Origin of the sequence: Chryseobacterium sp. D764, assembly GCF_019317325.1 — a bacterium.
Taxonomy (GTDB): domain Bacteria; phylum Bacteroidota; class Bacteroidia; order Flavobacteriales; family Weeksellaceae; genus Chryseobacterium.
This window is the reverse complement of the sequence record NZ_CP079219.1, coordinates 3,177,616-3,190,435: the sequence shown is the minus strand read 5'-3', so window position 1 is coordinate 3,190,435 and position 12,820 is coordinate 3,177,616. Positions and strand designations below refer to the sequence as shown.

Below are 12,820 nucleotides of genomic sequence, written 5' to 3'. Positions count from 1 at the left end.
TTTTCTTTCGTTATCACAAATTCCTGCGAGTATAAATCTGTACCCAGAATATTGTATAGTTCTGTATCTGTATCCAAACTTAAAGACTCCATAATTTTGTTAAATAAGAAGAGTACTTATGGAAATGATGGTTCAACCTCAGGAGCAGATTCAGTATGCCGAAGCATATATTTCGGACATGCCTGAACTGAAAAAGATTTTCCTGCAAATGAAAGAAGTAAAGAAAGTAGACCCGAATTTCGGACTTCCTTTTATGTTGGCGAAAAAGAAAAATGAGACCGTTGCATTTGCCAGTCTTATTGTGAATGAAAAGGATGAAATATCTTTCATAATCTATGATAAAAACAGAATAACAGAATCCGAAAAGAGAAATTTCTTTTCCCGTGCTGAAAGATATTTTAAAAATAATAGTACCCCTAATTTCAGGGATTCAGAACAATTGAATAGCAGTATAAGAAGAATGGTCAGCTGGCTGAATCTTGAATAAAGCCATGATAAAATTGTACATTTACTTAAAACCGTAATGCAATGCCCAAAGATGTTCTGTACCTTAAAATAGCAAACTCTGTCACAGAGCAGATCAAAAGTGAAACCCTGCAGTTTGGAGACAGGCTGCCTTCGCTGAGAAGTGCCCAGAAGTTATATAACGTAAGTCTGAATACCATAAAACAGGCTTATATGGAGCTTGAAAGCAGGTCTCTGGTAGAATCACGTCCTAAATACGGATATTATGTAAGCCAGACTTCCCAGCGGAAACTTGCCCTGCCGTCTGTAGCTCAAATGAAGCATTCGGAAGGAAAAAATACGCCTGAGGATCTCTTTGATAAAGTATTCGGGACGATTGCCGGTACTGATGTAACGCAGTTTGCTCTGGGAATTCCCGGGAAAAGCCTTCTTCCGGTAGCCAAGATGAAAAAATGCATGATTGATGTGGTGAAGAGGAAAAGTGACAGCGGAGTCAATTATGAATCGGTACAGGGAAGTGAACAGCTTCGGCGTGAAATAGCAAAATGGGCGATGGTAATGGAAGGGAAAATCACAGAAGATGACCTGGTAATTACATCCGGAGCAATGAATGGAGTATATAATTGTCTGATGGCAGTTACTAAGCCGGGAGATTGCGTAGCGGTGGAAAGCCCGGTCTATTTTGGAATTCTTCAGGCCATTCATTTATTAGGGTTGAAGGCCGTAGAAATTCCTACTCATCCTATTACAGGGGTAGATCTGGATGCTTTAAAAAAAGTGCTTCCAAAGCTGTCTGCGTGTTGTTTTGTGGTAAACTATAACAATCCGCTAGGATTCCAGATGCCTGATGAGAATAAAAAAGAACTGGTAAAAATGCTTACCGAGCAGAATGTTCCGCTGATTGAAGATGATGTCTACGGAAACATCTATTTTGGTGCAGGAAGACCCAAACCCTGTAAATTTTATGATGAAGCAGGAATTGTGATGTGGGTGGGATCTGTTTCCAAAACATTAGCTCCTGGTTTTAGGACGGGATGGGTGGCTCCCGGGAAGTTTAAAGATAAAATTATCCGTCAGAAACTCGTTCAGACGGTTTCCAGTCCGTCATTATTTTCAGATGTAATCTCAGATTTTCTTGCCCACGGACGGTACGACCATCATCTGAGAATGTTCAGGAAGAAACTCTACGCCAATTATCTTCAAATTCAGAAATCAGTGATTGAATATTTTCCGGACAATACCAAAATCTCCGAACCAAAAGGAGGTTTTATGCTGTGGCTGGAACTTGATAAGAGAATCTGTACAGAAGATCTTTATGATGCGGCTGTCAGTCAGAAAGTAAATTTCGCCCCGGGAAGAATGTTTTCACAATATAATCAGTACCAAAACTGTATGCGTCTGAATTATGCATTAGAATGGACAGACAGAGTGGAAAGTGATCTTGAAAAGCTCGGAAAAATGATAAAAAACAGAATTTAATAAACCTTATAGCGATGAATGATAATAATAATGAAGTAAAAATTGTAGCCTATGAACCTCAGTATAAAGGAGCTTTCAAAGCTTTAAATGAAGAGTGGATCAAAACATTCTTTGTGATGGAAGCCAGTGATTATAAGCTGTTGGATAATCCGGAAGAACATATTTTAAATAAAGGAGGGCATATTGTTTTTGCCCTGTTAAATAATGAAGCTGTAGGAACTTGTGCATTGGTGAAAGCGAAAGAGGAACCTCTTACTTTTGAGCTGTCAAAAATGGCGGTAAGTCCTAAAGCTCAGGGTAAAAAAATAGGATATTTACTGGGAGCCACATTAGTAGATCTGGCAAGAGGCCTGAATGCTGAAAAAGTAGTTCTGGAAACAAACTCTGTGCTGGTTCCTGCAATAAAACTTTATGAAAAGCTTGGGTTTAAACATGTACCTATTGTAGCTGCAGGATATGACCGTGTAGATGTGCAGATGGAGCTGGATTTGAAGATATAACAAAAAAAATATTAGAACTCGGATAGGAATATCCTTGTTCTAATATCAAAATTTAAATCTAATTGCTTTACTGTTTTATTTCTTGATGAAAGTCTGGGTCAGTGGTTTTTTACTTCCGTTGATTTTAATAAAATACATTCCTGCCGGAAGATTTCCGATATTTATTTTTTCATCGTAATATTCTCTTGAAGACTGTAAATGTGATGTTGAAACAATCGCTCCTTTACTGTCGATGATTTCTACTTTAATTTCCTTATCCTCAGACTTGTACTGGATTCCAATGAATGTTGAAACAGGATTGGGATATATTTTAAAATCATCAGCGATGACCTTCGTCTCTTTTGATGCCAATACTTCTTTGGAACATGCCGGAATTCTGTTCACGCCGTCAATTCCCCATGAAGACTGAACCGGAATACAAAGCCAGTTCAATACAGTAGGGAAATGATCTGTTTCTCTTGTCGTTGAAGTATAATCATACACTTTAAAATTGTTAACAGTACCGGTGTTATAAGTAGGAGAACCTGTTACTGCCATATTATTAGCATTTGGGCTTGAATCCGTCAATGTATTTCCTGAAGTTCCATTACATTTCCAGTTGGCTAATAATTGAGAATAATAAGGGTGTGAAGCCGTAATATCCTGATTAGCCCAATTCACAATCACATCATTAGGAAGAGCCGATTTCCAGATTCTTACATCTTTATAAGAAGCCGCCAGATTGATTCCATAAGTATTTGTTCCATCCTGATTTAAAGTTAAAGGAAGCCCGGAATCAATATTTCCGATCGTATTCATTTTAGCAAAAGTTACCGGAACACCATCTTCATACAGCGTTACAAGGCCGTCTCTGTCAAAGCTGGCAGCAATATGCTTCCATTTATTGGTTTCCACTTTTCCGCCAACAAGATCTATTCTGCTGGTACCATCACCAATATTCATCTTGAATGTCTGCCCGGAATATCCTGAGAAAACAAATCCTTTATTTTTCCCATTAGCCCAGTTTTTATTACTGATCATTACCGGATCACTGGAATAGGCTGCATTAGGTTTTACCCAAAATTCAATGGTAAAATCCTGATTGGCACCAAAATTAAAAAGTGTCTGGTTAGATGGTTTTGCATAAGTTCCCGCTGGAAAATTCAACTGATTAAATGTTTTATTGGATTCCAGAACGGTTTTGCTGATCTGCTGAGGAGTAAATCCCGGATTAGAATATACTGTAAAAATATTTCTTTCAGAAAGATTTCCACCACCATGAGAGCTGTCTACCGCACCATGATCTGTAGTAAGAACTACGAGCCAGTCTTCATTGTTATAAGAGTGTCTATTTTTCATCGCTGCAACAATCTCTCCAATGTAAGTATCTGTTGTTTTAATAGAAGATACATATTGAGGAACGGTGGAAGAGAACCCGTAAGAATGTCCTGCGTGGTCTACATCGTCAAAATCTACAAAGAGAATATCAGGATTATCATTCTGCAAAGCAGTTACAGCAGCATTTTTCACTGCAAGATCTGTTGCCAGATTGGTTTTTACATCAGCGTTTTGGATAATTTTATCGTTGATGGGTGCCCAATGAGCAAGAGAAATAGTTCTCAGACCAGGATTGTAAGTTTCAGCTCTTGTTAAAAAGTCAGGATAATTGACGTAGTTCGGGCTTGTAAAATTATTGTCCTGAACATTATGCTTGGTGTGCCATACACCGGTAAGCATCGTACTCCATCCGTTTCCGCTCCAGGTAGTGGCAGCACAAAGCCCGTCGACAGAATAGATCGACTGACTGATAAGATTTTGAATGTTGGGAGTAGGAGTAGACATCATTACGTCTGCACGGCAACCGTCAATACCGATAAAAAGTACTTTTTTGGTCTGAGCTCCAAGGAAACAGCTCATTACAACAGCCATTGAGAATAGTTTTGTTTTCATAGGGAAAAGAGTTTTTGAAAATAGAAAAGTTTACAAATAGTAATTTATTTTGAACTATTGTAAAATTAGTTTACTATTTGTAAACATGCGTGAACTGAAAATTAATTTATTGATAATTAAAAAGTTCCAGAAAAAGAATGAAATGTTTAACCACAAAAGTCACAAAAGAGAATAAATCCCGTTTATTTTAAGTAACAAACTTTGAGAATATAAAGTTCACAACAGCGTCCGAAAATCTTCAATTGTACGTACTATATTCCCCTCCTCCGGAGGGGTGTCAAATTTATAATTTGACGGGGTGGTAAAAAACACAAACGTTTCCAATGATTTGCCTTGAAAACATTTGTGTAAAGAAGTACTAAAAAATAGTTTGAAAAAAGATGTGTTTAAAGAAGATCTTCAGCCTCAGAAATTGTATTTAGAATATAATCAGGGGATGCTTTTTTAAGTTCTGATCGGGTCTGAGCTCCGGAAAGAACGGCTACCGTAAGTCCGCAGCCTGCATTTTTACCCTCTTCAATATCAATAACAGAATCTCCTGCTTTTAAAACCTTATGTGCTTCAGTGATATTGAATTTCTTCATCGCAAGATGAATCATTTCAGGGCTTGGACGGCTTTCCGAAACATCATCCGCAGTAATTAAAGCATCAAAATGAATACTTTCTTTCCAGTTGAGTTTATTCAAAAGCTGATGAGCGATTTCAGATGTATATCCTGTATTCAAAACGATCTTTTTGTTTTGAGACTTCATACTGAGAAGGAAATCTTCCGTTCCGGTGATGGGTTTTACTTCAAGATTTTTGTAAGACTCTTTGAGCTGATCAGAGAAATTCTCAAAGATTTCGGGAGCGTCCTCTTCATTGCCATTAATTTCCTTTAAAAGGCTTGTAATAGCTTCCAGTTTTTCCATTCCGGCACAGCTGGATAATACCTTTTCCAGACTTACCACATAGCCGTAATCATTCACGGCATTGGTAAGTGTTTTGTACACTACATTATCCTCATCAATTGTTGTTCCGGCCATATCCAGAACCAGTAATTCTATATTTTTCATTTAAATTTTAAGCGTAAATTTTTTCAATATTAAATTTTGAGAAGCCACCGCTTCCTGTCATTCCTTTCCCTCCGATACCCGTTACAATATGAATATTGGCAGATGGGCTGTGTTCAAAAATATCTTTGGTTTTGCACTGAGAATAAATTCCGAACCATCTTCTCTGAATATCATACGTGGGAAGATCAATGATTTTTTTAGCCTCAAGAATCATGAATTCATCAATCTCCATATTAAGATCATATCCAAGATCATCCGCATTTTTAGCATCGGCATACTCATGAGAATCTCCAATGATGACAGAACCGTCAAGAGCCTGTTTGAATAAAATATGAACTCCGTATTTCTTTTCAAAAGAAATCGGGTCTTCTAAAGCCTTGATTTTCTGGAAAGAAGGACATTCGCTGAATGATTCATATCTTCTGACAGAAAGCCCGGTAAGAATATTTCCCTGAAGCGAATAAATCCCCTGCGGTTTGGTCTGAAGCATCTGAAGTTTACTGACTTCCAGATCACTGTAATTGAATACTTTAGGATATAAAGTCTTAAACTCATGTCCGCCACAGATGATGATTTTAGATGCATTGAATTCCATTCTGTCTGCAGTTACAGCTGTACATTTCTGATCATCTTCATGGGTTTCAAGAACCGTTGTATTGTAGAAAATCTGCAGTCCCATTTTTTCCTGAAGCAGCTTGTGAAGTTTTACAATCATATCTGCAGAATCTACTGAAAGTTCCTGAGGGAAAAACAGACCTCCTTTACAATAATCCGAACGGAGCCCGTCATATTTTTTAACGCAGTCATTTTTTGATAATAAAATAGATTCATAATCATTGTTTCTGTTGATTTCATAAAGCTCTTCAATCAGCTGAAGCTCTTCATCATTGGATGCGATATATACAGATCCGTTTTGTCTGATGGTAAGATCCGCCTGGGTATGAAGTTCATTGTATATGGTGAGACTTTCTCTTCCGAAATTCTGCCATTTCAGATCCATTCCGGACGGTACTACCTGTCCGAAGTTCCTTACAGTGGCTCCCTGAGGAACAGAATTTCTTTCCAGTAAAGCTACTTTAAGATTTTTCTTCAGCGCATGATAAGCATGGAATGTTCCTAAAATTCCACCTCCTACAACGATTAAATCAAATTTTGTTGTCATTGTATTATAATTTATAAAATTTTCGATGTATCGAAATTGATGAATTGATTAGAGTTTGATTTTGGCTTTGATTTATTTCTGAAAGCCAGAAAAGCAATCACCGAAAGAATGAAAACGGTAACGGTGATGATGTAATTTAAGTTGATATAGAAATTTAACCATGAAGTCTGAGCCGAACCAAAATTTTTATACAAAAGAATCAGAACACTTCCCAGATACCCGAATGAATCTACAATATAAATGAGAAAACCTACATTTCCTTTGATTTCAAAAGCGGCAATCATCCGGTCAAAGTAAATTCCGTTAAAAGGAATATAACAGATATACATTCCGAAGCCGGAAATCGTCATCCATAAAAAAGGAGATAAAGAGCCCTGCTGAAAAAGATAAGTAGAAAGCCCTACTGTTAGAATTCCTATGAAAAGTATATAGTGATAGTAGGCAAATGCTTTTTTGTTGTTCTTTACTTTGACCATGAAACTGAAGATCAAAAGGACCATCACCGCAATAGGAATTTCCGTTAAAGTGAAAATGGAACTGTCAAAAGTAAAATGCAGTCCGTCCCAGATCTCACGGTTGAAATTATCTCTGAAATCTCTTAAAACCGTTAAACTGATATATAAAAAGATAATACACATGATGGGAACAAAAAACTGTTGGATCAGTGCTTTTCTTTCCCTGCCGTTCAACGGTTGTCTTTTGTTTTTAAGCAAAATGTCTTCTTCTGAAGGTTGGGGAATTCTTTCAAGAAGCAGCCCGAAAAGAATCAATGGAATAATAAAAATAAGTCCGGCTGAAAACGGCATCCAGAACTCGGAAATGGAGAACGTATCCATTAAAAATTTTCCTGCGGATTTTGTAAATCCTGAAGAAACGACAAAGCTTGAACATAAAAACAGACCGATGATTTCCGTGGTTTTTCGCCCTTCGATGTAAGAGAAAACAATTCCCCAGATCATTCCCAACGGAATCCCGTTGATAAACATAAATATAATATTGTAAGGAGCAGGAACCGCTGCAAATCCTAACAGGGCAAGCTCTGCAATGGCAATAAAAACAAACAGATAAGTAAGTCTTTTTTGTGGTTTCAGCTCAGAAATAAATTTGATCCCGATGAATTTTGAAATAAAATAGCCTACTGCCTGCGCAATAATAATCAGAATCTTATAATCTACTCCGAAATAGGAAAATCCCTCGAAAGAAGCTACAGTAAAAGGTTTTCTGAAGCCGTACATGCAGAAGTAAACACCAAAAGCAGCAAAAGCGGCTTTCAGTGTTACTAATGTTTTTTTATTGATGGTTCTGGCCATGATAATGGTTTAGAAGTTCAGTTTTACTCCAAGATTGAATCGTACTCCGTAATATTCTACCTGTTCAGGGCGGTCTTCATTTTTACCGAAGTGATAGATCAGAGGTTTGTTCAGAATATTGTTTACATCTGCATATAAAGTCAGATATTTTGTAAACTGATAAGACCCTCCGAAATCAAGATTGCTGTATTTACCATAATAAGAATCGTTGATATCTTCCTCAGCATATTCTACAGTATACTTTCCTTTATAGTTGTAAGCCAGCCTTGCATTGAATCCTTTTTTCTCAAAGAAAAGTTGTGCGTTGTATAGTTCTTTTGCCTGATAGGGCAGTGCTACCGTTCTTCCGCTTGGCTTCTCCATTTCAGAGGTCATGAATGTGGCATTCAGCTGTACTCCGAAGTATTGTAAAAACCCTGGAAGGAAGTCGAATCTTTTGTTAATTCCAAGTTCAATACCTCCAAGCCATGCTGCTTTTCCATTATTAGGTGCTGTAAATTGTACACCCGTAATTCCGTTATAATTTCCGATAAAAGAATCCTGAAAAATAGGATCTGTAATCGATTTATAGAAAACGCCGCCACTCAGAATCCCTACGTTGGAGAAATAATATTCTCCCATCAAATCAAAATTCAAAGAATAGGTAGGATTAAGATTTGGGTTTCCTCCTTTAAACTCATTGTCTGCTTCAATATAAGTTCCTCCAGGGGTGAGATCTCCAAAGTTCGGTCTTGAGAAAGTTCTAGTCGCAGCAAAACGAAGGTTGGTTTTATCATTTAATGTATATTTCAAGTGAATCATCGGAAGAACAGCCAGATAGTTTTTGGTGTTTTCTACTGGAGTCAGTACATCATCATTTACGCTGTATCCTCTTACTTTGGTATTGGTATTTGATAATCTGATTCCTCCTAAAATGATGATCTTATCATTCAGTTTATAGGTTGCCATCCCGTAAGCGTCTGCATGTTTTTCAAAGACATCAAAATTTCTTCCTAATGCTTTATTGTACTGCAGTGCTTCGGAATCAGCCGTATTAATCTTTAGATTCCCTTGATTCTGATACCAGAACTGGTTCATTCCTGTTGTAGAAAGTACGGGTCCAAAAGTATTGCCGATATGAGCATTCATTTCACTTAAATATTTCGGTCCATTGGGCTGTGTTGTGATATATTGTGAATACTCAGACAGAAGTGGGGCAGTACCATTGTTCCAGTTGTAGAAAATATCAGAGAACTTTGCATTACGTTCTTTATCTCTGTATTTAAAACCATATTTTAAGGTCAGTTTATCAGATGCATTAATTTCGTGGTTGAATGCTGCTACGATTTTGTCTTTTTCCTCTACAAAAACTTTATAGAACTCAAGATCTGTAAATCTCATCTGGGAAGCATCCATCTTAAAATTCGGATCACTGTAGAAACTAAACAGAGCATCCGGATTTTTATAATCTAATTTTCCGCCATCGGCTTTCCAGTAGGCTCTGGGACCATTTCCATGATTGGAAATGTAATCTGGATTGATCCCTACACCAGATTGGGTATACTTGATGACATAATAGGAATTGTTCTGTTTATCAGGAATGTTTCCATACTTGAATTTGTTGTCGTAGTAAGATAAGTCCCAGTCGATTTTTCCTTTATTTAAATTATGAACGGCTCCCAAAGAGACAGAAGTAAGCTCTGTAATTAATAAATTGTGGATATTCTGAAGCTCTACTCTCGCTGTATTGTTGGCGCTGCTGAATTTATCAAATCGGATTCTATGTTTGTAGTGGGTTTCATCATCCGATAATGTACCATACATTCCTTTTAAATAGAAAGTAGTTTTTGGAGACAATACATATTCAAAAGCCGTATTGATCCCTGTTGTTTTTCTTACTCCGTTATAATCACGAAGTTCCAGTCTGAAAACACCTTCGTCACCACTTCTCCTCGCTTCAAAGTTATCTGTAGACCAGTTTCTGATGAAATGGGCAAAGTTGAATAAATACCCGAATTTTTTATCTTTCGTTCTTCCTCCATATAAAAATCCAAGGTTGTAAACTCCTTTATCAGCTTTAGCATTATATCCACTTCCAATAGTTGCTTTGAATTCTGTTTTCATTGGCGGAGTCTTGGTGATAAAATTGACACCACCACCAATTCCGTCTGCTTCCATGTCTGGGGTAAAAGACTTGTTTACATGTACATACGAGATCAGTTCCGTAGGAAAAAAGTCGAATGCTGTTGCTCTTGATGTTGTTTCCTCCTCAGCGGTAGGAAGTCTGTTTCCATTGATGGTTGTAGAAGCCCAGAATGGCGGAAGTCCTCTCAGAGAAACAAATCTTCCTTCGCCCTGGTCTCTTTCAATAGAAACTCCCTGTACACGCTGTACGGTCTCTGCCGCATTTCTGTCCGGTAGCTTTCCGATTCCGTCAGAGGCAATGACATTGGTAATATTGATTGCATTTTTCTGAAGATTCAACGCTCTTGCTTCCGTATTTTTCAGCGTTCTGGTAACGACTACTTCATCAATGTTTTTTCGGGGCTGGGAAAGTTTGATGATTCCCAAATCAACCGTTTGTTCTGGCTTCAGATCTACATTGATGTCTGTAGATTCATATCCGATGTAGCTGATTTGTAGCGTGTACTGACCTTCTTTGATATCATTGATGGTAAATTTTCCTTCAATATCAGTCGCTATATTTTTAGATAAGCCTTTTATTTTGACTGTGGCCCCGGGGAGAGGCTGGCTGTCGTCCAGAACAGTTCCTATAATTAACTGTTTCTGTGCTGAAACAAAGACAATGAAACAGACAAAAACAAGGGTAAGTAATTTCTCTAAATTTGCTTTCATTTTTACATATATTAAATTTTTTATGCAAATCAAGCTAATAATTTTAATATATATAAATATTCTGTATTAAGTATTGTTTAACAAATAGACACTGTTTATTACGACTATTTTACTTTGGAAACCATTGAAATTGATCTTTTAAAATAGAATAAAACAGAGATAGAGTTTGTTCACACAACGTTTTTTATAAATATTGCTTTATAGTTATTCAATGGGAAATTGATCTAAAATAGGGGTGTTTTGGTTCATATTTCGTTCATTTTGGGAGAAAGTAGAAAATCAAAAATTGCATATTTGTAAACTTTTGTTTTGTCTGGAAATCAAAAATTGAAGAAGAATGAGTAAAATGATTATTATTTTAAACGCAAAGTTTAATGATTCTAACAGTATATTTATAAGGATGCAAAGGTTGCGACTTTGTCGCTGATGAAGCGTTCTTGTGATGCGTGTACTCATAAAGAATCAATGAGATTGATTCTACTCTAGAATTGTCATTCTGAATGCAATGCAATGAAGAATTTTATACTATTGAATGTAAATAGGATTCTTCCTTCGTCAGAATGACAAAGTCAAATAAAAAACTTTGCGTTAAAAAAAATGCGATTAAGCAGTATAAAAATAAAGGACAAGCATCACACAGCTTTCATCGCTGATGCTTACCGGAACGTGAGGAAACTTACCATTGAAATATAGAGAATCACCTTCTTTTAAAATGATTTCTTCATTATCAATCACGTATTTCACTTCTCCCTTCAGGATATATTTGAATTCCCAGGCATCGGTAATAACTTTTTCCCTTTTTGAATTGGGTTCAAGGGTAAGGAGTGCCGCTTCAAATCCCAAAGAATGAAGACTTTTGCTGAAGATATGCATATACTTGAATCCTTCAGCTTCTACCTCTTTTTCTATTACCTGCTGGCTTTCTTTCGGAACATAGATGAATTTTGCATTGGATTTTTTCTCAACCCCTTCAAAAAAGTAGCTGGCATCAATCTCAAGAGACTGAATCAGATCCAATAAGACAGGAAGTGAAGGAATCGTCCTTCCGTTTTCAATTCTGGAAACAAGACCGTTACTCACATTCGCTTTGAAAGCCAGATCATTGATGGTTAAATTATTCTTTTTTCTAATATCCTTTAATCTCTTGCCGATACCTATTAAAAAGTCGTTCATACTCTATGTAATTTAACCTGAATTATTTTTTCATCATTCTATTAAAAGCAAAGGTAATATTATTATATAGAGTTTGAATAAGGTAGGGAATCAATTCATTGAAAATTATTATTGAAAAAGGAATACTGAATTTGCCTTCTGCTTGCTCTTTTTGTCCACCCCAATAAAATTTCCCTATTTTTGTGAAACTCCTTATTTCATTTATGAAAAAAATTATTCTTATCGAAGACGAAACCAGTGTAGTTTCTTTTATTAAAAAAGGACTTCAGGAAAATGGATATGAAATTTCTGTAGCTTTTGACGGCCGTACAGGAGTACAACTGGTGCAGGCTAACGATTTTGATCTGGTAATTTTAGACATTATGCTTCCGGAAATGAATGGTCTGGATGTCTGTAAAGAGATAAGAAAAACAAATCAGAGCGTTCCGATTTTGTTTCTAACTGCTTTGGGAACTTCTGAAAATATCGTTCTTGGACTGGAAAGCGGAGGAGATGATTATCTTGTAAAGCCTTTTAAATTCATAGAGCTGGTAGCACGTGTGAAGTCTTTGCTAAGGAGAAGCAACAACAACGGTCCGCAGGAAGCCATTGAATCTGAACCTGATAATGAAGATGTTTTTCAGTTTTCAGACCTGATGGTGAATGATTATACCAAGAAGGTAACCCGCGCAGGAGAAGACATTTCGCTTACTTCTACAGAATATAAACTCCTGCTATATTTCCTGAATAATCCGGAAAAAGTAATTTCCAGAGCTGAAATTCTGGATGCAGTATGGGGAGTGAACTACGAACTGGGAACCAATGTGGTCGATGTATATGTCAACTATTTAAGAAAAAAAATGGATAACCAGGATGATAATAAGTTGATTCATACAGTGATAGGAATGGGATATGTGTTGAAAAAAACATAAT

General features: G+C 36.7%; 10 protein-coding genes. 4 read left to right on the top strand and 6 right to left on the bottom strand.

The window, feature by feature from the left end; translation table 11 throughout:
- Positions 1-118: 118 nt before the first annotated feature.
- Genes KYG33_RS14385 through KYG33_RS14375 form a run of 3 tightly spaced genes read left to right on the top strand, consistent with a single transcriptional unit; the run spans position 119 to position 2,444 of the window.
- Entirely contained in the window at positions 119-487 is a 369-nt protein-coding gene (locus KYG33_RS14385) for a hypothetical protein (RefSeq protein WP_180564842.1), read from the top strand.
- Between the two features lie 41 nt (positions 488-528).
- Positions 529-1,944 (top strand): PLP-dependent aminotransferase family protein, encoded by a 1,416-nt coding sequence (locus KYG33_RS14380; RefSeq protein WP_077413181.1) that lies wholly within the window; start codon positions 529-531, stop codon positions 1,942-1,944.
- Between the two features lie 14 nt (positions 1,945-1,958).
- Entirely contained in the window at positions 1,959-2,444 is a 486-nt protein-coding gene (locus tag KYG33_RS14375) for a GNAT family N-acetyltransferase (protein WP_077413180.1), read from the top strand.
- Between the two features lie 75 nt (positions 2,445-2,519).
- Here the strand turns inward: KYG33_RS14375 and KYG33_RS14370 are convergent, their stop codons facing one another.
- The 6 genes from KYG33_RS14370 to KYG33_RS14345 all read right to left on the bottom strand — a co-directional run bounded on the left by KYG33_RS14370 (position 2,520) and on the right by KYG33_RS14345 (position 11,908).
- Entirely contained in the window at positions 2,520-4,373 is a 1,854-nt protein-coding gene (locus KYG33_RS14370; RefSeq protein WP_219071962.1) for an alkaline phosphatase family protein, read from the bottom strand.
- A 386-nt stretch (positions 4,374-4,759) separates the two neighbouring features.
- Entirely contained in the window at positions 4,760-5,428 is a 669-nt protein-coding gene (locus KYG33_RS14365; RefSeq protein WP_219071961.1) for an HAD-IA family hydrolase, read from the bottom strand.
- A 7-nt stretch (positions 5,429-5,435) separates the two neighbouring features.
- Positions 5,436-6,590, bottom strand: a complete 1,155-nt coding sequence (locus KYG33_RS14360; protein ID WP_219071960.1) for a TIGR03364 family FAD-dependent oxidoreductase — start codon at positions 6,588-6,590, stop codon at positions 5,436-5,438.
- Between the two features lie 11 nt (positions 6,591-6,601).
- Positions 6,602-7,900, bottom strand: a complete 1,299-nt coding sequence (locus KYG33_RS14355) for a DUF5690 family protein (RefSeq protein ID WP_180564840.1) — start codon at positions 7,898-7,900, stop codon at positions 6,602-6,604.
- Positions 7,901-7,909: 9 nt separating this feature from the next.
- Positions 7,910-10,735 (bottom strand): TonB-dependent receptor, encoded by a 2,826-nt coding sequence (locus KYG33_RS14350; RefSeq protein ID WP_219071959.1) that lies wholly within the window; start codon positions 10,733-10,735, stop codon positions 7,910-7,912.
- Positions 10,736-11,338: 603 nt separating this feature from the next.
- Complete coding sequence (locus KYG33_RS14345; protein WP_077413174.1) at positions 11,339-11,908, bottom strand: helix-turn-helix domain-containing protein; 570 nt, start codon at positions 11,906-11,908, stop codon at positions 11,339-11,341.
- Between the two features lie 203 nt (positions 11,909-12,111).
- On the opposite strand from KYG33_RS14345, the gene KYG33_RS14340 reads away from it, so the two are divergent.
- The gene (locus KYG33_RS14340; protein ID WP_219071958.1) at positions 12,112-12,819 is read left to right on the top strand and encodes a response regulator transcription factor; all 708 of its coding nucleotides are present in this window, start codon (positions 12,112-12,114) and stop codon (positions 12,817-12,819) included.
- Position 12,820: the final 1 nt, after the last annotated feature.

What these genes read in the sequence shown, in the direction of transcription:
- KYG33_RS14385 (WP_180564842.1), top strand. Translation starts at nt 119, where the DNA reads ATGGAAATGATGGTTCAACCTCAGGAGCAGATTCAGTATGCCGAAGCA.
- KYG33_RS14380 (WP_077413181.1), top strand. Translation starts at nt 529, where the DNA reads ATGCCCAAAGATGTTCTGTACCTTAAAATAGCAAACTCTGTCACAGAG.
- KYG33_RS14375 (WP_077413180.1), top strand. Translation starts at nt 1,959, where the DNA reads ATGAATGATAATAATAATGAAGTAAAAATTGTAGCCTATGAACCTCAG.
- KYG33_RS14370 (WP_219071962.1), bottom strand. Translation starts at nt 4,373, where the DNA reads ATGAAAACAAAACTATTCTCAATGGCTGTTGTAATGAGCTGTTTCCTT.
- KYG33_RS14365 (WP_219071961.1), bottom strand. Translation starts at nt 5,428, where the DNA reads ATGAAAAATATAGAATTACTGGTTCTGGATATGGCCGGAACAACAATT.
- KYG33_RS14360 (WP_219071960.1), bottom strand. Translation starts at nt 6,590, where the DNA reads ATGACAACAAAATTTGATTTAATCGTTGTAGGAGGTGGAATTTTAGGA.
- KYG33_RS14355 (WP_180564840.1), bottom strand. Translation starts at nt 7,900, where the DNA reads ATGGCCAGAACCATCAATAAAAAAACATTAGTAACACTGAAAGCCGCT.
- KYG33_RS14350 (WP_219071959.1), bottom strand. Translation starts at nt 10,735, where the DNA reads ATGAAAGCAAATTTAGAGAAATTACTTACCCTTGTTTTTGTCTGTTTC.
- KYG33_RS14345 (WP_077413174.1), bottom strand. Translation starts at nt 11,908, where the DNA reads ATGAACGACTTTTTAATAGGTATCGGCAAGAGATTAAAGGATATTAGA.
- KYG33_RS14340 (WP_219071958.1), top strand. Translation starts at nt 12,112, where the DNA reads ATGAAAAAAATTATTCTTATCGAAGACGAAACCAGTGTAGTTTCTTTT.